We start from the raw sequence: 20,268 nt of genomic DNA, 5'->3' as shown, positions 1-20,268 counted from the left end.
CCATGCCCCTCGAATCACCCGGATTTATAACGCAGAGTGCGGCGGAGCGGGCCAACCAGCGCAATGCTCTCATGGCCGGATTTCTCGGCTGGACCCTCGATGCCTTCGACTTCTTCGTTCTCACTTATGTGTTGAATGATGTCGCCCGCGATTTCCATCGCACGCGTCCTGATATCGCATTAACGCTGACGGCTAGTCTCGCAATGAGGCCAGTGGGCGCGATCATCTTTGGATTGCTCGCGGATCGTTATGGAAGACGGCTGCCCTTGATGCTCGACATCATCTTTTATTCAGTCATCGAAGTCCTTTCCGGGTTTGCGACTAGCTACAACGTGTTTTTGTTTCTGCGATTGCTGTATGGGATCGGCATGGGAGGCGAATGGGGAGTCGGAGCGTCTCTCACCCTGGAGTCGGTTCCGGCGCGCTGGCGGGGACTCGTCTCAGGTCTTCTTCAAGAAGGATATGCGCTCGGGAACATCCTCGCAGCCGTAGCCTATTTCACGATCTACCCACGACACGGCTGGCGAGCGCTCTTCTTCGTCGGCGGCCTCCCTGCCCTGCTCTCTTTGTTTATTCGCGCCAAAGTCAAAGAGTCCGAAGCATGGCATTCGACCCGTACCGATTGGGGAACATATTGGCTCATCGTCCGGCGTAATGGCCGTCGCTTCCTCTATCTAGTCCTGCTGATGACGATGATGAATTTCATGTCGCACGGCACGCAGGATTTATATCCGACGTTTCTCAGTCATCAGCGCGGATATGGGGCACACGCAACTGCGCTCATCAGCATCATCACCATGATCGGCGCTATATGCGGAGGACTCGCATTTGGAGCCTACTCCGACTGGAAAGGCCGCAGGCGCGCCATGATCACGGCCGCGCTGCTTGGTTTAATTGCGATCCCACTTTGGATCCTTTCGCCCACGACAGCGCTGTTGGTCGCCGGCGGATTTGCCATGCAGTTCATGGTGCAAGGCGCTTGGGGTGTGATTCCGGCTCATATCAACGAACTCTCGCCGGGGGAACTCCGTGGATTCTTTCCCGGATTTGCTTATCAACTTGGAGTGCTCTGCGCGTCGAGCATCAGTTACACCGAACCCAAATTGGGTGAGCGCTTTTCCTATACAGCGTCCATGGGCATTCTTGCCGCAGCAGTGCTGAGCCTCGCCGCACTCGTGGTCTATCTGGGACCGGAGGCTAAAGGCGTGCCCTTCGGAGCCCCACAAAGAAGCGGCTAGTGTCCATGGAGCGTTACGTGCGATTGGATGCGTTCGATGCGCTGGAGTTTTGCGCGACAACCGGCTTCGCCATCAGCAATCCGTCCAATCCGCCGGGATAATACCGTCGCAAAGTTTTCAAAACGGAGTAGCCGTGCTTCTTATAGAAGGCGAGCGCAGAATGATTGTTCACTGCGACTTCGAGAAGTATTGATCTGCAGCCAAGGGCAACGAAGGCTTCTTCGAGCGCGCGCATCAATCTTGTTCCGAGACCCGCTCGTCGCGCGGATGCATCTACGTCCAGGGTGATGATGTGCCCGAACCCACGAACTTCAGGATGCCCGAGGATGAATCCTTCTAGCTGCTCGCCTTCCCAGGCAACGAGACAAATCGCTGACTTCCGGCGCAGGTGGTACTCAAGTTCTTGTCGGGAATAAGCAATGTCCCTTGGAAAACAACGCTGGTCCAAAGCCCACACTTGCTCGAAGTCTTCTTTACGGCAGACTCGCAGCTCGAGACTGTTGGCTATTCGGGCTTCCCTCTGGTTATGAAGGGTAATTTCTTCGGGTCGGCTACCACAACATGGCCGTCACTCCGAAGCACATAGGGTGCTCCGGTTGGATCGACGGGAATCGAGCGGAGCCACCCGGCTACGATGAGGTCTCTCCAGGACGACGGATTGTGTCCGGTATGCCTTGCGAATTCGGAAGCGACGGATTCCAATTTAGGAACCTCCTGATCGACAACGAGCGACGCAACATGCAGCTCGGCATTCTGCTTGAGATTCTTGTCTGTGGACTCGTTGTAGATGTTCTGCCACATGTAACGAGCGGTCTCGAAATTGCCGGCTTCGGTCAACATCTTCGCCGCCATGACCTTCATCCACGGATGCGACCCGGGAAGCTTGGATCCCTCGTCGAAGCTCTGCGCGGCCCCGAGATAATCGTGCTGCCCGAGGTATTGAATGAAAGCGAGCGTGAAATAGAGATGCCATTCGTTGGGATTGTTGCGAATACCTTTGCGAATCAGCGCCACTGCGGCTGCATCATCTCCGGCGCCGCTTGGAGGAGGTTGGTCGAGGAAGGTCGATCCCCATTCATACGCGACTACCAGATTCGGGTCTAGGGTAGTCGTAATGTCCAGTAATGGAGTCAGCGCCTTGTATTCCTTCGAGTCACGCTGGTGCTTCCTGCCAAAATATTGCACGACTCGCATCCAGTAGATGTCGGCGAGCAGTCCGGAGTAGCCAAGGCTGGCGCGCTTCACGAACTCCGGCGAGGAGATAAACAGCACGTCTTCCATCGGCGAAGACGGGTAGGCAGCCTCAATCTTACCGACAAGAGCGAAGCACGCCACCATCGAGACTACCAGCCCGCTCGCGACGATCATCGTGGAACGACGACTCACTTCAGGTCCCTGCGCCAAAAGATCAATACTGCGCCGCTCGCAGCCGCAGCAGCATACAAGAGGCTGTAAAATGTGTTATATCCCACGAGAGCAGCAGGAATGAACTGATCATGTGATACGCGTGTGATCACATTCAGCGAGGCCAAATTGGGAACGATATAGGAGGCGGCTCGAGCCAGAACTCCCTCCGGGCCGTGCGACATTGCGGCGAATGCGCGGAGGTCCCCGGCAAACGTGCCCGCTACAAACATGGACAGTGAAAACAGCGCCGAGAGCAGAGGCGATGAGAACGAGGAAAACAATAACGCGAGCGCAATGATGACAATGAATTGCAGAAATAGAAAATAAATCGCGATCAGCACGTTGGCGTCGGCACGAGTAAAAGTTCGCGTCATGATCAGAAGCGCCAGATAAAAACCGGCCGTCATCGCGATCGTGTTAAGCAGAAGAGTCCCTGCGAGTCCGCAGTACTTTCCGAAAATGAATTCCCCGCGCCCGACAGGGCGCGAAAGCACTGGATATAACGTGCGCTTTTCGATCTCTTTGGAGACCAGACTGATCCCGACGAAGATAGAGATCACGATTCCGAAAATGGAAATCGCGCTGAGACTCAAGTTGATGAGCAAAACGCGCTGAACGCCAATCGAGATCTCTCCCAGAAGAGGCGCTGCGGCAACAAGCAGCAATGCGAAAAATACGAGATTGTAGAGGACACGGTCGCGTACCGCTTCCCTGAACGTATTGAAGGCGATGACTCGGATGCGGATTGTCATTGCACGACGTTTTCCCGCTCGCCAAGCTTCTGAAGAAAATATTCCTCGAGAGATCCTCCCACCGGATTCACAGAAACCAGTTGCGCAGAGTTGCTCCTGAGCGTCTCCAGCGCGGTCTGGACTTGGCTTTCTTTCACGATCGTTCGTGCAACTTCCCCGGCGACATGGATTTCGTTGCCGAAGTTCCGCATGGCGGGTATCGCCGCCGTGCCCTGCCACACCACCTCGAACCGGCTGCGATTTTGAGCAACCAGCTCTGCAATCACGCTCACCCCGCGAAGCTCGCCTTTATTCAGAACGGCAACGCGATGGCACAGAGCCTCAGCATCGGAAAGGATATGAGTGGAGAAAAAGACGGTCTTGCCTTCGCGATTCAGAGACTGGATGAAGTCTCGAACTTGACGCCGACCAACCGGGTCCAGACCAGACATTGGCTCATCCAGAAATACAACTTCCGGTTCATGAAGTACGGCCTGCGCGATTCCCACGCGCTGCAGCATGCCCTTCGAGAATTTCCGCAATGGGGTTCGCCCTTGCGAGGCTAATCCCACTCGCTCGAGAAGCTTGGGAATCCGCAATCGGCGATCTGCGGCCGAAACACCCGAGAGTGTCCCGTAGTAGTCCAGCAATTCGATCGGGGTAAGGTGATCGTAGAAATACGGCTGCTCCGGAAGAAATCCGATGCGTGCGCGAACCGCAGGATCGCGCCACGGCTGGTTCAGAATTCGCGCCGTTCCCGCACTAGGAGAGATCAGTCCCATAAGGAGCTTCAGGGTTGTAGTTTTGCCCGCACCATTCGGCCCAAGAAACCCGAAGACCTCTCCCTTCAGTATCTCAAGATGAAGACTCTTGAGACCCACTCTTTTCGTCTTGCGCCAAAATCCGACTGTGTAGATTTTCTCTAAACCCAGGATCTCAACAGCAAACATGTGATTGTTCTGGAAAGCTGCGCGGCTTTGGCAAATCTCGACTTACCAACTTCGCCGTCGCAGCCAGAAGTCCAATCTTGCCACTGCATCGCCTATCTGACGATAACCACAAGAGTTCGCACTCCGTTCTTGAACGAAGCGTCGCCAGCAACCATCTCTTCAGCTCGGCGCTTGTACGCGCACTGCGGGAGACTCAGGCAAGCTCTGCCCCTGCTCTCTGAGCATCCGCTTCAGACGAACCAGGCTCAGTGCGAGCAAGAGTACCGGGAATGCAGCGATCAACAATTCCGTATACCAAGGCACTCCCAACTTATGCAAGAAGACGAACCAGCGATCGAATCCAAGTCCCACCGGCGCTGGTCTGCCATCGACATATTCAATCAGCCGCCTTGTCTGACTCACCAACGGGTCGTAGCTCATTCGGTATGTGAGCTTGGAATCGTAATAAGTTCCCGTGCCGATCACCTGATCTTCGAGAAAGCTCGTCGAATAAGTAATCACCTGTACTGCGAAGCCGACCACGGTCAGCACCACCAGCCACTTCCGAAGGAGTGAGCTGCCGGTCGTGAGAAGAATGCCGGCCGAAAGACAAGTAACGATCAGGAACGGAAGCAGATACCTCGGTCCAGGACAGATCCCACCTTCCCACTGCGTGTAGCGCATGTAGAACAGGAGGTATACGAATGGCAATCCCGCGCTAACGACGGCAACAGCCCGATCACGGGTCCAGAGTTGCCGCATGCCCAAAATCGCGAGCAGCAAAATTGGCATGAAAATGAAGATCGATTTGCCCGGCGAGAACAGAAATCCGGTAAGACCAACATAAAAAGGTGCGTGAAAAGAATTAAGCTGTTTCCCCAACACATCTTCCGTTTCGGGATATCCAAAATTCAGCGCTCGCCCAAAAACAATTTTGTTCGAGAGCAGATAGAACAGTGCGGAGATCGCAGGAATGGAGCAAATAACCATTGCACGTCTGAAGGCGGCTCGACCTTCACGGAGCAGAATCCCGATTGCGAAGACGCCGGTCGCAAAAACCATTGTGGGACGAATCCAAATTGCCAGGGCAAGCAGGAATCCGATAGCGACGGCGTTCTTGTCGTTCATTCGCCCTCCGTCAAGGGCAAGGAGATATACCGCTGCCATCATGACCAGAGCGCTAAAGGGTTCCGAAAAGAAATATCCCGAATATGGAAAAATCAGAGTGCCAAAGGCAACGCACAATGTGGCGATCAGCGCAGTTCGTACCGAAACACCAAGTGCAGAGAGCGTCAAGGAGAAGAATGCCATCGCCCCAGCCGCTGCAAGAGCGCTGCTGAACACCGCGCCGAATACCTGAATGTAAAAGATCACTTCCGGCGTGCGCGGAACTCCGGGCAGGTGTGCCAGCAAAAATTTCCCTGCCACCATAGGCGGTACAGAGGCGAACGCCTGACCCGCCGGATAGGGAGCTCGCGGCTGTCCGTGGCGGTCGAATGCTCCGTAGAAATCCCTGAACTGCACCGCCTGAGGAATCGCCGTCGAGCCGCGCTCGACCAGGCTTTGCGCCTGGAAAAATGGCATGTATTCATCCGGCGTTCGGATCCTGCCGGAGGAGGCAAGTGCATAGATGCAACTAAGGCAGACAAACAACCAGCCTGCCGCACGCAGCGGCAAGCCGTAGCCCTGGGTGATTTCGGTGTTGGGAGAGGATTGGCTCACGGAAATAAACAAGGGAGTCGCGTTGCCGCGACTCCCCTGAGTGTCAGGCTAAACCAAGCTTACTACTGAAGTGGGACGTCGCTGCTCGTGGCCGACTGGCTCGGGTTGAAGCGGATCACACCGCTCGCATCCGCATAGAAATAACGGTTACCAGTCTGCCCAGGCGCTGCCGGGTTGCCATTCAGTGCGAAACCAACGTTGGAACCGCCAGCGGCAGCCGCGATCGGTGCGTACGTGAAGAAGTATCCGCTCTTCGGAGTCGCTGAGGTGCCTGCACCGGACAGAACCGCGTCGACGTAACAGGTGTGCGTCGCATCTGGCGGATTGCACTGAGTTGTTGAGCCGTTCGGACCCAAGTCCGCAAGGGCGTTCGAGAAGCCAATCTGGTTACCACCGCTCAACCAACCGGCTGAGTTGTAGCTCACTTCGGCCGTCACGATGGTGCGCATGGAACCAACAGCCGAGGCCTCGTTAGCCGCGATCTTGGCGCGCAGCAGGTTTGGAATTGCGATAGCCGCGATGATCAGAATGATCGCCACGACAATCAAAAGTTCAATCAGCGAGAAACCCTTTTGCTTCTTCATTTTGCTCCTTTTAGGATGGCCAGGAACGGCCGTCTGCGTTCTTCCTAGCGGGCAAAACCCCGCTGGTTGACGACCCCTGTAATCGCAACCGGGGTACCACTTTCGTAGCAAGGACCAGAATTGGCACATTGTCTAGTAAAGTCAACGACTTACGCGAGGCTTTCAAACCAAATGGGGCTCGGGAATGAGGGGCGTTAGAGCCAATTTGACAGATTATGTCATTGGAGCCGGACGGAATTTGTCAGAAGGGAGTTAAACGTGCCGTACGCTCCGCTAACCCTGAATTTGCAAACATTAAGACGAGGAGCTCACTCCTTAAATGCTGGCCGCGCAAATCCTGCTTTAGCTCTCTACCTGTTCCTATTACCTCGGTTATCCCGCCCGGCATCTTCAGCTTGATATCGCGGCGAGAACGACTGGAGTATGAGAAAACCAGTATTTATTCTCCGACAAAGTGAGTCGACCTTGAGCGCCATAATTATCCCCACGCTCGATCGCCCCGCAACTTCTGATCGCAGCCGCCTCCAAGCCTGGTCTCAGTGGTTCATCCAGCCTGCAGTTCTAATCCGCGTCGTACTCTACGCGACGACTCTGATTTATCTACGGACGGCTCTCTTCGATTACGTTTATGACGACTCGCTCCTGATCACATTGCATCCGTGGATGGAATCCTGGAAACAGTTTCCCCAATTCCTTACCCATTCATTCTGGGGTTTCATGGAAGTCCCGCGGACGATGGATTATTACCGACCGCTCGTGTCGCTCGTCCTGGCGATGATTCGTCATCTCTTAGGGCCAGCTCCCGCATGGTTTCATCTCGCCGCCGCAGGACTCCACATTTTGGCAACATATTTGGTCTATCGACTCGCTTTCGAGACGATTGGCGACAAGAGAGTTGCTGCGATTGCGGCAGGATTTTTCGGGTTACATCCCACCAGGGTTGAGACCGCTGCCTGGATTTCCGGCATCAGCGATTCCCTTTCGGCAGTGCTTTTCCTGGCCTCCATGATTTTGTATTTCAAGGCTCGCAACGACACTACTGGGCGCAAACTTAAGTACCACGCGATTTCGACCTTATTGTTGCTGCTGGCATTATTTTCTAAAGAGGCAGCGATATTTGCTCCGATTCTGATCGCCATTTATGAATTCAGTTCCGCCAATGCCCGCTTTCGTGATCGCTGCCTGGCAAGCCTCAGGGCTGCATTGCCGTTCTTGGCTGTGACAGCGCTGGCCATTTCAGCAAGGAGCCTCCTGGTACACAACCAACTTGGCCAAGGCATGCGACAGGTCCCGCTAAAGACTACAATCTTCAGCGCTCCAACCACAATCGTTTGGTACCTTGGGAAACAGTTATGGCCGAGTGAATTGAGTGTTCAGTATCCGATCAAGCTCGTGTTCACACTTTCGCTGGTGAAGTTTGTGTTGCCGCTGATTTTGGTCCTGGTGAGTACGGTTGGAGTTGCCTGGGCGGTTAGACGAAAACCTATTGGGATCTTCTTTGCCAGCTGGTTCGTACTCATGCTCGCTCCGGTAATTCTTTACGTCGTAGTGTTGCAGGAACATGACCGGTATATCTATCTCTCTTCAGTTGCTTTGTGTATTGGTATTGCGTATTTAGTCGATCATCTTCGGATTCTAGGCGCTCACACTCAAGGTGCTGCCCTACTCTTACTCTTTGCTCTGATGGCAGGGCTTACTCTGAAGTATGAGTCATATTGGGACAACGACATGGCGCTTTCGACACGGGCTGTGCAGATTGCTCCCGCAAACCCGAAGGCGCTGGAATACCATGCGGACACATGCGTCTTCTTGGGACAATACGCAAAGGCGGAAGCATTTGCTCGCAGCGTGATCGGTCCAAATCAGGATCCGGAAGGCTGGTATATCCTCGGGAATGTGCTTAGCTCCGAGCAAAAGTACACAGAAGCTCGTGAAGCATATCAAACGGCTTCGAAGCTATGGGGTGGGCATAATCTCATGGCGACCCTCGGGCTGGCAGGTGTTGATTTGAACGTGGGAAAAGGCGATGAGGCCGTAGAGATCTACCGCGAGCAACTCAGACGAACTCCGAACCGGGCATTTCTTCACGGAAGATTGGCGTCAGCGCTCAAAGCCGTGGGCAAGAGTGAAGAAGCCGAAAAAGAACTCGCGATTCAGAAGAGCCTGCAGAAAACACCTTCCTAATTCGAGCCGAGAGCCTGACGTCCAGGGACTCGCGATGTGGCTAGACTGGCTGTGCTATCTCGGGTTCGCTAGAAGCTTGTTCTTGCAGACTAAGCTCCATCTCCCCTGCAGCTTCATTCCCACTTCGAACCGCGTAGTTGGTACCGCGATCCTCGGGATAAACTTGTGCCATCGTCGCGAGGAACAGATTAGCAACTTCAGTCTTCATTTTTGGCACAAGTCTGCTGTAGTGACGCTGAACGATCGGCTGCGAGAAATCGGCCCGCCACACATTCGATCTAATTACCCAGCTGGCGTCGAAATCCGGAAACATACGCCGCAGAGCGGAGATGGCAAAAGCCGCTGCTTCCTCGTCTTGCATTTGATAAAGAGCGTCTTGAGACGGAAGATACTTCGAAAGGTAAACAATGTGTCTTCCACCGTACGTGGAAGTCGGCTCGAAGTTAGTGTGCTCGATGACAGCGACAAATGGGAACGAAGGGTCATTGACATTAAGCCAATACGTGGACGACAAGGCTTTCTTGAGTTCCAGCACAATACATATGTTCGACAGATAACGAATCTGCTCGAGACTCTGAATATAAGAGCGGCGGCAGATAGGTGAAAGCAGCTCGGCAGCAACCGGCAATGGTGTTGTCAGCAGCACTGATTTTGCTTCGATAGTCCCACTCGATGTTCTTACGCCCGTCACCCTTCCGCGGCTTGCGGTGATTCCCGCAACGGAAGTATTGAGCCTTACTTGGCCTCCTTGCCTGCGGATCTCGGCGACGATGTCGTCTGCCAGCGCTGCAAATCCGCCCTTGTAATACGCAAGAACCTCTTCTCCACCCTGGCCTCGACTGCCGCCTCGCAGCTTCAATTTGTTCCAGAACCATACGGCGGAAACTTCGTCGGCATAGACTCCGAACTTGCCAATCAACAGTGGTTCCCAAACGACTCTAAAAACCTGCTCTCCGCAGTGTTTCAGCAGCCACTCTTTTGCCGTGTACTGCTCCAGAGACTTCCAGTCTTTGACCCGGCGCGCGGCCAGCGCTACATACCCAAGCCGCAGTCGATTGATGAATGAAAGCGGCGTGAAAGTGAGAACGTCCCTTGGACTGCTCAGCCGGTAAAACTGGTGCGCATAGTACATGCCGGTCCGCGTGGGACGCCTGAGAATCCGGTCTTCGCGTCCCAGGCTGGCGATCAGATCCATGATGTGGACGTCGCTTGTGAACCAGTGGTGATAGAACTTCTCCAGGCGTTCGTTGCCGACCCAGAATGAACCCGCCAGCCCACCCGGTTCTTTATCCTGCTCCAGCACGCATATTCTGTACCCTTTGCGCGCGAGTTGCAGTGCAGCGCTTAGTCCGGTAAATCCGGCACCTACAATTGCGGCGTCGATCAAACGACTTCTCCTGTGGAATCGGGCAAAGTTTGAACAGCCTTAATGCGAAGAGAGAAATAAGCTATAGCGCCGGCCAATGTCACCGTGCACCAGAGCACGCCATGAATCGCGACGGCGTACGCGGCTGCCAGGTTCCGCTCCACGCCGGCAAACAAAAGTATGGCCAGCACGGAAGCATGGAAAGTCCCGACGTAGCCCGGAGAACTCGGAAAGATCGCGGCAAAATTTCCTGCTACTAAAGCCATGCAAGCCCATGCAAAGGAGACCTGCAGATGGAGAGCCCTCGCCGCGCATATGTAAAGAAGGGCTTCCAGGAACCAAGCCGCAAGCGAGAGAGCCGTGAGATGAAGCGCTTCGATTGGTCTTAACGACTCGAAGAGGCTCGTGATGTTCGTGATCGCAAGCTCCAGCTTAGAGCCTCGTTCCGCTTTCGGGAAGCAAGTGTTCAGCAGCCAAAGCAAGCACCGCCTGATTTGCGCGCCGAAAGCGAGAGCAACGATGATGGCGGCCAGACAGGCCAAAGTAAGCACCTGTACGAGTCGGACGACATTGTGGGGCAGACTTGTAAGTCCACCGACCTTCATGAAGCAGAGCGCCAGGAGTAACAGCGAGAAAAGATCGAGAAGCCGTTCGAGCACGAGTGTGGCGACCGCAAAGCTGGACGAAATGCCGAGAGTCGCGCGAAATCCAAAAGCCCGGAGGGCGTCGCCGGCCCGCAGCGGAAGCACATTATTCGCCGCAAATCCGGCCATTAGCACGCGCGCAGTTGAATTCAGCGAGATCGAACCGTTCCCAAGGCGCAACATCCGCCACCAGCGAAAGGAGCGAATGGCATAACCTAGGGCAAGCGCAACAACACCGATGACAATGAAGCTCGGTTTCGCCCCTGCGGTCGCGTGAGCCACTTCAGAGATACTGACGTTGCGAATGATTGCGTAAACCGCGGCAGCGCTGATTAGAGCGCCGAAAAGTGGGCGCGCGTACTTACGCATGGATGGGCATGCCTGCTGTGGCAGGCCTTATAAGATCTCGGCGAATACTGTGGCTTAATACCTCACGCACTAAATACAACGGACGCTGCTTAACTTCCGTGTAAATGCGGCCAATGTACTCTCCCGCAACCCCGATGGCGAGCATCTGCATTCCGCCTAGAAACATCATTCCGATAAACAGCAGGGTCCATCCGGGAACCCACACTCGAGTAAACAATCGCAGAAATAAAGCGTAGAAAATCCCAACTGAAGAAATAATCGCAGTGGCTACTCCCATGAAGCTCACTATTCGCAGGGGGACAACCGAGAACGAAAGCGTGCCGTCCAGGGCTAACTTCAACATCTTTCGGAAGGGATACTTTGTCTCACCTGCAAAACGCGGTGCGCGATCATACTGCAACGCATATTGCCGAAATCCAATCCAACTCCACATTCCTCGCAGCAACCGATGTTGTTCACGCATTCGCAACAATGCATCGACAGCACGCCGATCGAGGAGCCGGAAGTCGCCGCAGTCGAGTGGAATCTCAGTGTCGGAGAGGCGGTTCAGAATTCGGTAAAACCATTTTGCTGTAAGAAGTTTGAAGCGGCTCTCACCCTTCCGCACACGGCGCACACCATAAACGACGTCGTATCCCGAATCGCGAATTTCCAGCATTTGCAGGATCAGTTCGGGTGGATCCTGCAAATCCGCATCGATGATCGCCACCGCTTCTCCATCCGCATAGGCTAGACCGGCTGATACTGCGATCTGATGCCCAAAGTTGCGCGACAAATCTACGACTTTGACACGGCGGTCGACGGCATGCAAGCCGCGCAAAATCTCGAGAGTGGCATCTTTGGAACCGTCGTTGACGAAGATTAATTCGAAACTCTGTGTCTTCTCGGAGAGAGCGTGGACAAGGGCTTCATAGCACGCAAGTATCACTTCCTGTTCGTTGTAGCAGGGCACAACGACCGATAATTGGGGAGAAGACATCGGAGAGCTCCGGCGTCATTAGATTCTAGGGAGTGAAATCAGCAGCGAATAGGACAAATTCAGCTGTATCTGTTACTAAAGTAAACTCCACTGCGTTGTGGCGGTTGCGACTTGCCGCATAATGCGCTCTGTTCAATCCATCCATTCCAATGACACCACGCCAGAGCGTAGCGGTCGCGCCTGCCCCAAGCCTCGATACAAATCGAGCGGCAACAGCCGAGATTCTTCACGAGCTCTCATTACCATTACACCCGTTAGCGCTTGAGCAGCGATCAACTCGGGCCGTCATTAAGGATATCGCAATTGCACTTGCCGTCGCATTGGTGCTGCGCCTACCTTATTTTCGCGGACGTCTCTTTCCCTTGAATGATGGAGGGATGTTTGCGCAGATCATCGATAATATTCGCGCTGCACATTTCGTCTTTCCCACTCATACTACTTACAATTTTCTCGATATTCCGCTTTCCTATCCTCCCCTTGGGTTTTACCTTGGCGCTCTCTGTACAGTAGTGACCGGACAGAGTGCAGTTTCGGTACTAACCTGGCTGCCCCTCGCTCTAAATCTGCTGGCCGTAGTTGTCATCTACTTCATCGCGAAAGAAGTATATCCGGCTGGTTTTTATGCCTGCTTAGCCGCATGTTGCTACGCATCAATTGGCCGCAGCGCAGAATGGCTCATCATGGGAGGTGGCTTAACCCGTGGCCTAGGCATGTTATTCGCCTCAGTCGCGATTCTCCTGTTCGTTCGCTCGCATAAATGCGATTCCATGATGCTGGCCGCGTGGAGCGGAGTCTGTGTGGGACTTGCCGTCCTTTCTCATCTCGAGGGTGGCATCTTTGCGGCACTCTCCGTGATTGTACTGAGCGTTCTATTACCGAAACGGTTCCAGAACCTGCAGTTCTCCCTTTTGGCGGGAATTGTGTCGATTGCAGTCGTCCTGCCTTGGGTCATTTGGTTATATCGCCATCTTGGCTTTGGACCACTTATGAACGCGGCAATAACTGGGGGCGCGTATTACGCTCCCTTGCGTTGGATTCCCTTGTCATTTCTGGCTGCTTCAATCATTTTTGCGGTCATCGCAAGATTCCCCTACGTCTGCTGGCTAACAGTCATACCGTGGTTTTTACGTCGCAGCGGAGCGACATACAGCGCGGCCGTTGCTGGGCTATGTATGGTTTGGTTCGTCAATGCCATTATGGTTCTTCTCGTGCGACGCGCGGCTTTCTTTCGTCGCTGGAGAGATGCTCTGCTTGTAGCTCTCGCGCTCACTTTTTCTCTGCAATTTAGTGGACTGCCTCAGGTCCGATCGGATCGCCTGGCGGATCTTCGCCTCAATACTCGCGCCCAGGTGTCCCCTGCCGAACTGCAAGGTATGCAGGCAGCCGTCCAGCTCGCTCCAGCCAACACTAAATTCTTTGTGTTCGACCAGAGAACCAGTGAATGGTACGAAGACATGATTGCAGAATGGTTCCCATACTTTACCCAGCGACAATGCGTCAATACAGCGCAGGGACGCGAGTGGTTGCCGAATCACGCGTTTTTTACTGCTGTCGATCTATCGGCGGCATTAGAATTCTCGCTATCGTCAGGTGTAGTCAAAATTCTTGACAAGCTGCAGCCTGACTTCATCTTCGTTGCTGGACCATTCGACGAAGATCATGAAACTATCGCGAATACCCTTCGCGCTTATGCCAAAACTGCGCCAATCTACAAGAATTCCGAAGTCCTGATCTACAAGGTTGAACGCCAGACCTTGGCAACTAGCGGAGCGGAAGGTGTAAGCACACAAGCGACGGCGATTCGCGCCACTAAGCCTGGAGCCTCATCTGCCCATCCCTGAGCATGGCTTCACGTGCGTTGTAAGTACAACGTTTTCAATCGTGGATAGACGCTCAAGGCCCAGCAACCAACGTCACTTGCTGCAGAAGATTCGCTATAGTCCCATCTACTCGTGGCCCCGATAGAAGATAGACGGATTCCACAGTTAGATGGCTTGCGCGGATTAGCCATCGCGATGGTGATCGTCTGGCATTATTTCGTGCTTCCTCTGCGGGAGCATGCAAATCAAAGCGTACATTCCGTGATTGCCGCAGGCCGACTTACGTGGAGTGGAGTCGATCTGTTTTTTGTTCTTTCTGGATTTCTCATAGGCGGAATTCTGCTGGACCAATCCGAATCGCCCAATCGTTTTCGTACTTTTTATCTCAGGCGCGCGTATCGAATCCTTCCAATTTACCTGCTGGTCTGCATTGCGGTTGAATCCTGCTTTGCGGCGGCGCACTTCCATGAGAGAAGCATGCCCTGGTATTCATACTTCACGTTCACCCAGAACCTCTGGATCGCACGGCACAATACCTTTGACCCGCTGCTTTCGTACACGTGGTCATTGGCGGTGGAAGAGCAGTTCTATCTCACGCTACCGTGGATGATCTTTTACCTCTCGCGGAGGGTGCTTACCAACACTCTACTGTTTGTCACGCTGAGCGCCCCACTGTTGCGGTACGCGTTGGTCATTTTCGGATTTCAGCAAGTGGCTGTTCATGTATTAAGTCCCGCTCGCGCAGACACACTGGCTCTAGGTGTATTGGCGGCTATGGCGGTACGCAGTGAATTTGCTATAAATCTGCTGGCGAGAGAGAAAAACAAATTGAGGATGGCATTTCTTCTGCCACTGGTTGTGATGACGATAGCCACGATAAAGGATTGGCGAATGGGGAGCCTGCGGATGGCGCAGTATGGCTATTCGGCACTGGCTCTGTGCTACTTCCTTCTGTTGCTCGAACTGATCGCCTTTCCAGATTCCAGATTGGCCTTGTGGTTTCGAAATGGAACGTTGCGCTGGCTGGGAAGCATCTCGTATGGCGCATATCTGCTACATCAGGTCGTGAACATGGTGTGCGATCGCTTGATCGTATCCAGCCATGCGGGACTGAGCTGGAGACTCACCTCCGCGTTCATTGCAATCGGAGCCACCTTAGGATTGGCGCATCTCTCATGGAAGCTCTTCGAATCGAAGCTGGTAAATTATGCCCGACGCTTTACGTATGATGAGCAATCCCTGCCGCCGTTCTCCATCGCTATTCCCAGCCCCTCTTAGACTGTTGTCCTCAACCCCGGTCGATAGTTTGGAGAAGAGGTAGATTAGATTTGAATCCTCTTGAAAACCGATTCTGGAATTGCTCGAACCGCAGACATGATCCATTTCCAGTATGAAGGCGTATAGCTGATCTGTGTACGCGAGTGTCTGAGAGCGCGATAGATGTCGACCGCAACTAATTCCGGGCTTGCTAACAATCTGAGTCCCGGCAAATTTTCAGTCATGCGCGTGGCCACTGGGCCGGGCTTGATAGTTAACACTCTGACTCCGTACTGGTGCATACGGCTCCGCAAGCCTTGAAGAAAGATACTCAGCCCGCCCTTTGCCGCCCCATACACGTAATTAGAACGCCGTCCACGGTCTCCGGCGACCGACGTGATCACGGCTATGGTCCCTGACCGACGGGATTCGAAGTGCTTCCCAAATATGGTTAACAGCGCTATGGAGCTTACGAAATTTGTGCGAACCTGCCCGAGAGCGTATTCCGCGTCGGTCTGGCAGCGATCTTGGTCCAGCATCGTTCCGTATGAGAGCAGCAGCGTGTCGAAGTCGCGAAAGCACTGTTCGGCGAACGAATAAACAATATCTGGGGACGAAGTGAGGTCGGTTTCGAACGTGAGCACGTTCGCTGCGCCGCGGGCCAGGAGGTCACTCCGGACCGAGTCGAGCCGCTCCTGCGATCTAGCCACCAGCAACAGCTCCATGCCATCATTTGCCATCCTCCGCAGCAGCGGCTGGATCATTGTGGACGTGGCGCCGAGTATGACTATCTTCTTCATTGAGTGCTACTCGCTCCTCACCCGTCGCCAGCACGAGGATGAAATCTTGGGATCGATATAAGGCACCAGCCGGGTCCAATTTGGGAAGCCGGCAGTGAACATTGCGGAGGACATACGTGCATCCTTGGCGGGGTACAGTCGCCCGCCGTTTGCGAGTACCAGTTCATCGAGTGAGGCTAGTAACGCAAGCGTGCGATTGCCGCGCATCGGCAGATCCGCGGTGAGAGTTAGGCCGGGACGAGGAAAGGAGAGGAGTCCCGGAGACTGGATTTCCCCAAGTGCTTTCAACACCGCCAGGAAGCATGCTTCTCCGGATTTGGATACGGCGGCAATGATCTTCTTCACAGCTGAGATATCTCCAGGCGGTAACACGCATTGGTATTGAACAAATCCTCGCCTTCCGTAGAGAAGATTCCAGTTCTGGACGGAATCAAGCGGATAGAAAAACGGATCGTAGTGGACGATTGCGAAGCCAGGGTTGCGGGCTTTGAGCGTAAAGTATGCCCGATTAAAAAGCTCGAGGGCTGGGCGACTCAATACGAATTCCGGAAAAGGAAATGGAATTTTAGTCTTGATCGACCGATAGGAAACATTCTTTTCTGCGTGGTTGCCGCGGAAGAATATTCCGCGCGTCTCAGTGCCAGACAAGCAGTCGACCCAGGCAACCGTGTACTCGTGATTCTGGTCGCTGGCAGCCGAGAGTTCGACAAAGTGATCCAAATTGCGGAAGGCAAGAGTTTCCACATCGATGGCATTGCCGCCAATGCGCTTGAGTTGGATCTCAGCGGAACCGATGACCCCCGTTAACCCCAAGCCTGCGATGGTGGCTTGAAAGAGATCGGAATTTACGGCGGGGGAGCAGACGACCGGATCGTTATCTGATCGGTAAAGCGTGATCTGCTTAACATGGCAACCAAACGTGCCGGCGCGATGATGATTTTTTCCGTGAACATCGTTCGCGATGGCTCCGCCTACGGTCACGAATTTTGTCCCGGGAGTCACTGGCAGAAACCAGCCTCGGGGGACAATCACTTTTAGCAGATCGCCGAGTGTAATGCCGCCTTCAACGCAGATTCGCCCAGTCTCCCAGTCATAATCAAGAATGCGGTTGAGAGCAGTGCAGTCCAGCAGGTCGCGACCGCTATTAAGGCAGCAATCGCCGTAGCTGCGCCCCATGCCGTACGGTAAGAGAGATGCTGGTTCTGCACGGCGCAGGGCGTCGACCAATTCGTCGCGCCAGTAAATTTTCGTTACGCTTCTGTGCGCCGCTTTTGGATACCTGCCCCATGATTGATATCGTTCCGTTCGCGCATTGCCGCGCCCCGCTACGGCGACTTCCCTCTCCGGAACTGTAGCTAGGGTCGTCATCGCGTGTGGAATCCACCAATCATCAGGATAGTGATCGCAAGCACGGCCAGTACCCAGCTGGTACGATCGCGAACTGCAAACAAGACAGGATCATCATCGAGCTCGCCACGGCCCGCGAGCAGCCACACGCGGGTAAGCCAATAGAGCACCAACGGACAGAGCCAAAGCAGCTCCGCCGAACTTCCATAAAGCGAATTCACGACGGGGCTGCGGGCATAAAGGCAAAGGATCACGACTGCGGCAAAGCTGCTGGCAATTCCAAACATCGCCAGCAGCTCCCGATCTTTCAGCACGTAGCCGCGACCTGAGTCCCCTTCTTCCACCAGCCTACTCGCTCGCTGCAGCTCGGAGTGGCGCTTGGCCATGGCCAGACTCAGGAAGAAGAATAGCGAGAATGCCATCAGCCAGTCCGAGACGGGAATGCCGGAGATCAGACCCCCAGCCCAAATGCGAATCGTGTAGAAGGTTGAGAGAACAAAGACGTCCAGCAGCGGCGCTCGTTTCAACTTCCAGGAGTACGCCACCGTAAGCACGGCGTACCCAAGCAGGGCAGCAGCAAAAGGAAAATCCAGAAAAGCCGAAATGATGAGCGAACAACCTACCAGCAGCGTTGACTCGAAGACTCCCACCCACAATGGGAATTCTCCGGCAGCAAACGGACGTTTGCTCTTGGCTGGGTGTTGTCGATCGGAATGCAGGTCAAGAAGATCATTGAGAATGTAAAGCCCAGAGGCGCAACAGCCGAACAAGGCAAAACCCAGCAGGCTGTCGCGCCATGCCAGCCAGGTGAAGTTATGCGCCAGCAAGACTGGCAATAGAACCAATAAATTTTTAGTCCAATGCAGCAGTCGTATAGAGCGCAACCAGGCAGTGAATGAAGGCTGAGAGACCTCGAACAATCGTGCGAGAGACGCTCTGCGCGCGACTTTTTTCGCCAGACGCCGACTGCCGACTACGTATGCCTGCCTTGCGACGCTCCAAACCGGCAGGTCGGCATAGGAATCCCCGATGTAATCGAAGTTGCCTTTTCCGAGCATGCCGGCCAAGAATCCGGCCTTAGCGCTGCCTTTCAAATTCACTACACCATCGCTTCCGTAAACTCCATCGAAGTGCCCCACGTGAGCCGCAATTGCCTCAGCAAGGCTTTGATGGGCAGCCGTAACCAGCAGTGTTTGCCGTCCGGATTCGTGCTCACCACGAATAAAGTCCAGGATCTCTTGCCGAAACGGAAGCTTTTCAATTGCCAGCGAAGCCGCGGAGGCCAGACGAAGCTTCAGGTACGACCGTCCGCGAAGGCTCCAGAATAGGACAAAAAACAGAGCCCAAGGCCTCTGTTTCAGGAACAAGAGAAGGGACTCTAGAAGCACATCGCTTTTTATAAGAGTTCCGTCCAGATCGACGCAAAGGACCGGATTGGCCGTGTTCGAACGCGAATCCTGATGAAATTGGTGTTGGATGAGCTCAGGGGAGCCTTGTAGGGTGCTCATGTGAACGTCCCGAAATAGCTAAGGAGCTTTCTTGGATTCCGCCAATATTCAAGTTCAGTCTAAGCGGCGCATGAAAGCAAGATAGCTTGTGGTCAGTGGCCTTGGAGGCAACGGTTCCAGATCAAAGGAGACAGCTTCCGCAGCCGCGGAAATCCCCGAGTCCCGTCTTGTTATTTTGCGAATCGTCAGGACAAAATTGGCTCAATCGTTCTGTCCTCTACTGCCTACAACCAAGACATTCTATCGCTTGTTTATTCCCTGCCTGTGGAGCGGATTTTGCAAATTCTGGACAGAAATTGATGTTTTTCAGAACCGAATTCGCATCTTCCCTATTGTCTTCCTTGATGCCACATAAATCCCCGACAAATGGAAAAGAGACCGGGCGTAAACCCGGTCTCTTTCTGGCTGGTACCCTCCCCCAGGTACTTCGCCAAACTGACTATTGAAGCGGAACGTCAGCGCTGGTAGCCGACTGACTCGGATTGAAGCGGATCACACCGCTCGCATCCGCAAAGAAATAACGGTTACCAGTCTGCCCAGGCGCCGCCGGATTTCCGTTCAGATTGAAACCAACGTTGGAACCGCCAGCGGCAGCCGCGATCGGTGCGTACGTGAAGAAGTATCCGCTCTTCGGAGTCGCTGAGGTGCCTGCACCGGACAGAACCGCGTCGACGTAACAGGTGTGCGTCGCATCTGGCGGATTGCACTGAGTTGTTGAGCCGTTCGGACCTAAGTCCGCAAGGGCGTTTGAGAAGCCTATCTGCTTACCACCGACGATCCAGCCGGCTGAGTTGTAGCTCACTTCGGCGGTCACGATCGTGCGCATGGAACCCACAGCTGAGGCCTCGTTGGCCGCGATCTTGGCGCGCAGCAGGTTTGGAATTGCGATAGCCGCGATGATCAGAATGATCGCCACGACGATCAGAAGTTCAATCAGCGAGAAACCCTTTTGCTTTTTCATGGTGCTCCTTACTGGGCTGCCTGTTGCCTTTTCTAAGGCTCACGATCAGCCTGACGCCTTCTACAATCTGCAGCTTTCCATCCAAGGAGTGCTCAGGCATCCACAGCCTGATTTTAAGTTGTGGAAAACGCTGTAAACCTCTGTAAAATTAGCACTTATTGTGCGCAATCTTTAGGGCACTATTGCGTGTATCGAAGGGATAGAAGTAACAGCGGGCGATGACCAAAGTGCCACAAAATGGCAATTTCGCCCCTTTCGATATGCCACTTTATGTCGCGAATGAAGGTTGGCTGTCCCATATGAACGGATGTTCACGTTAAGAAATTATCTCCGACAGTGGTTCCGGACCTGGCGCAGAACTGACCCTCCAAGATCGGATATGATTGTCCTCCTGGGGTGCTGTGGGTCTCGCGGAGGAAACT

The 20,268-nt window shown here is 54.0% G+C and carries 17 protein-coding genes; 4 read left to right on the top strand and 13 right to left on the bottom strand.

The window, feature by feature from the left end; genetic code table 11:
* Nucleotides 1–2: 2 nt before the first annotated feature.
* Entirely contained in the window at nucleotides 3–1,238 is a 1,236-nt protein-coding gene (locus DMG62_16650) for an MFS transporter (protein ID PYY21787.1), read from the top strand.
* Between the two features lie 13 nt (nucleotides 1,239–1,251).
* Here DMG62_16650 and DMG62_16645 read toward each other — a convergent pair whose 3' ends face one another.
* From DMG62_16645 to DMG62_16620, 6 genes are all read right to left on the bottom strand, one after another.
* Complete coding sequence (locus DMG62_16645) at nucleotides 1,252–1,776, bottom strand: hypothetical protein (protein ID PYY21786.1); 525 nt, start codon at nucleotides 1,774–1,776, stop codon at nucleotides 1,252–1,254.
* Nucleotides 1,743–2,606: a hypothetical protein gene (locus DMG62_16640; GenBank protein ID PYY21785.1), complete on the bottom strand. Its 864-nt coding sequence runs from the start codon at nucleotides 2,604–2,606 to the stop codon at nucleotides 1,743–1,745. Before DMG62_16640 ends, DMG62_16645 begins: the two co-directional genes overlap by 34 nt.
* Nucleotides 2,607–2,620: 14 nt before the next feature.
* Entirely contained in the window at nucleotides 2,621–3,397 is a 777-nt protein-coding gene (locus DMG62_16635) for an ABC transporter permease (GenBank protein ID PYY21784.1), read from the bottom strand.
* Nucleotides 3,394–4,326 (bottom strand): ABC transporter, encoded by a 933-nt coding sequence (locus DMG62_16630; GenBank protein PYY21783.1) that lies wholly within the window; start codon nucleotides 4,324–4,326, stop codon nucleotides 3,394–3,396. Before DMG62_16630 ends, DMG62_16635 begins: the two co-directional genes overlap by 4 nt.
* A 159-nt stretch (nucleotides 4,327–4,485) precedes the next feature.
* The gene (locus tag DMG62_16625) at nucleotides 4,486–6,039 is read right to left on the bottom strand and encodes a hypothetical protein (protein ID PYY21782.1); all 1,554 of its coding nucleotides are present in this window, start codon (nucleotides 6,037–6,039) and stop codon (nucleotides 4,486–4,488) included.
* Between the two features lie 50 nt (nucleotides 6,040–6,089).
* Entirely contained in the window at nucleotides 6,090–6,611 is a 522-nt protein-coding gene (locus tag DMG62_16620) for a pili assembly chaperone (protein ID PYY21781.1), read from the bottom strand.
* 423 nt (nucleotides 6,612–7,034) lie between these two features.
* On the opposite strand from DMG62_16620, the gene DMG62_16615 reads away from it, so the two are divergent.
* Nucleotides 7,035–8,795, top strand: coding sequence for a hypothetical protein (locus DMG62_16615; protein PYY21780.1), 1,761 nt, complete (start codon nucleotides 7,035–7,037; stop codon nucleotides 8,793–8,795).
* Nucleotides 8,796–8,835: 40 nt separating this feature from the next.
* Here the strand turns inward: DMG62_16615 and DMG62_16610 are convergent, their stop codons facing one another.
* Genes DMG62_16610 through DMG62_16600 form a run of 3 tightly spaced genes read right to left on the bottom strand, consistent with a single transcriptional unit; the run spans nucleotide 8,836 to nucleotide 12,153 of the window.
* Nucleotides 8,836–10,182 (bottom strand): hypothetical protein, encoded by a 1,347-nt coding sequence (locus DMG62_16610; GenBank protein ID PYY21779.1) that lies wholly within the window; start codon nucleotides 10,180–10,182, stop codon nucleotides 8,836–8,838.
* Nucleotides 10,179–11,174 (bottom strand): hypothetical protein, encoded by a 996-nt coding sequence (locus DMG62_16605; GenBank protein PYY21778.1) that lies wholly within the window; start codon nucleotides 11,172–11,174, stop codon nucleotides 10,179–10,181. The genes DMG62_16610 and DMG62_16605 overlap by 4 nt, the downstream gene beginning before the upstream one ends.
* A complete protein-coding gene (locus DMG62_16600; protein ID PYY21777.1) occupies nucleotides 11,167–12,153 on the bottom strand; it encodes a glycosyltransferase in 987 nt (328 codons plus the stop codon). The genes DMG62_16605 and DMG62_16600 overlap by 8 nt, the downstream gene beginning before the upstream one ends.
* Before the next feature lie 149 nt (nucleotides 12,154–12,302).
* On the opposite strand from DMG62_16600, the gene DMG62_16595 reads away from it, so the two are divergent.
* Together DMG62_16595 and DMG62_16590 are read left to right on the top strand one after the other, a co-directional pair.
* Nucleotides 12,303–13,994 carry a hypothetical protein gene (locus DMG62_16595; GenBank protein ID PYY21776.1) on the top strand — a complete coding sequence of 564 codons (1,692 nt, stop codon included), beginning with the start codon at nucleotides 12,303–12,305 and terminating at the stop codon, nucleotides 13,992–13,994.
* Between the two features lie 174 nt (nucleotides 13,995–14,168).
* On the top strand, nucleotides 14,169–15,251 hold the full coding sequence (locus tag DMG62_16590; protein ID PYY21775.1) for a hypothetical protein: 1,083 nt from the start codon (nucleotides 14,169–14,171) through the stop codon (nucleotides 15,249–15,251).
* A 44-nt stretch (nucleotides 15,252–15,295) separates the two neighbouring features.
* On the opposite strand, the gene DMG62_16585 is transcribed toward DMG62_16590, so the two are convergent.
* From DMG62_16585 to DMG62_16570, 4 genes are all read right to left on the bottom strand, one after another.
* A complete protein-coding gene (locus DMG62_16585) occupies nucleotides 15,296–16,030 on the bottom strand; it encodes a short-chain dehydrogenase (GenBank protein ID PYY21774.1) in 735 nt (244 codons plus the stop codon).
* Between the two features lie 6 nt (nucleotides 16,031–16,036).
* A complete protein-coding gene (locus DMG62_16580; protein ID PYY21773.1) occupies nucleotides 16,037–17,398 on the bottom strand; it encodes an FAD-binding oxidoreductase in 1,362 nt (453 codons plus the stop codon).
* On the bottom strand, nucleotides 17,395–18,885 hold the full coding sequence (locus DMG62_16575; protein PYY21772.1) for a UbiA family prenyltransferase: 1,491 nt from the start codon (nucleotides 18,883–18,885) through the stop codon (nucleotides 17,395–17,397). Before DMG62_16575 ends, DMG62_16580 begins: the two co-directional genes overlap by 4 nt.
* A 439-nt stretch (nucleotides 18,886–19,324) precedes the next feature.
* A complete protein-coding gene (locus DMG62_16570) occupies nucleotides 19,325–19,846 on the bottom strand; it encodes a pili assembly chaperone (protein ID PYY21771.1) in 522 nt (173 codons plus the stop codon).
* Between the last annotated feature and the right edge of the window lie 422 nt (nucleotides 19,847–20,268).

The organism is Acidobacteriota bacterium (assembly GCA_003225175.1).
Classification (GTDB): Bacteria; Acidobacteriota; Terriglobia; order Terriglobales; family Acidobacteriaceae; genus Gp1-AA112.
Note: the sequence above shows the minus strand (reverse complement) of the source record. Positions and strands in the feature narration are given on the sequence as shown.

Excerpts from the sequence above, each read along its gene's own strand:
- DMG62_16650 (PYY21787.1), top strand. The coding sequence starts at position 3 with ATGCCCCTCGAATCACCCGGATTTATAACGCAGAGTGCGGCGGAGCGG.
- DMG62_16575 (PYY21772.1), bottom strand. The coding sequence starts at position 18,885 with ATGAGCACCCTACAAGGCTCCCCTGAGCTCATCCAACACCAATTTCAT.
- DMG62_16570 (PYY21771.1), bottom strand. The coding sequence starts at position 19,846 with ATGAAAAAGCAAAAGGGTTTCTCGCTGATTGAACTTCTGATCGTCGTG.
- DMG62_16580 (PYY21773.1), bottom strand. The coding sequence starts at position 17,398 with ATGACGACCCTAGCTACAGTTCCGGAGAGGGAAGTCGCCGTAGCGGGG.
- DMG62_16595 (PYY21776.1), top strand. The coding sequence starts at position 12,303 with ATGACACCACGCCAGAGCGTAGCGGTCGCGCCTGCCCCAAGCCTCGAT.
- DMG62_16590 (PYY21775.1), top strand. The coding sequence starts at position 14,169 with ATGGTGATCGTCTGGCATTATTTCGTGCTTCCTCTGCGGGAGCATGCA.
- DMG62_16620 (PYY21781.1), bottom strand. The coding sequence starts at position 6,611 with ATGAAGAAGCAAAAGGGTTTCTCGCTGATTGAACTTTTGATTGTCGTG.
- DMG62_16640 (PYY21785.1), bottom strand. The coding sequence starts at position 2,606 with ATGATCGTCGCGAGCGGGCTGGTAGTCTCGATGGTGGCGTGCTTCGCT.
- DMG62_16600 (PYY21777.1), bottom strand. The coding sequence starts at position 12,153 with ATGTCTTCTCCCCAATTATCGGTCGTTGTGCCCTGCTACAACGAACAG.
- DMG62_16615 (PYY21780.1), top strand. The coding sequence starts at position 7,035 with ATGAGAAAACCAGTATTTATTCTCCGACAAAGTGAGTCGACCTTGAGC.
- DMG62_16585 (PYY21774.1), bottom strand. The coding sequence starts at position 16,030 with ATGAAGAAGATAGTCATACTCGGCGCCACGTCCACAATGATCCAGCCG.
- DMG62_16635 (PYY21784.1), bottom strand. The coding sequence starts at position 3,397 with ATGACAATCCGCATCCGAGTCATCGCCTTCAATACGTTCAGGGAAGCG.
- DMG62_16630 (PYY21783.1), bottom strand. The coding sequence starts at position 4,326 with ATGTTTGCTGTTGAGATCCTGGGTTTAGAGAAAATCTACACAGTCGGA.
- DMG62_16605 (PYY21778.1), bottom strand. The coding sequence starts at position 11,174 with ATGCGTAAGTACGCGCGCCCACTTTTCGGCGCTCTAATCAGCGCTGCC.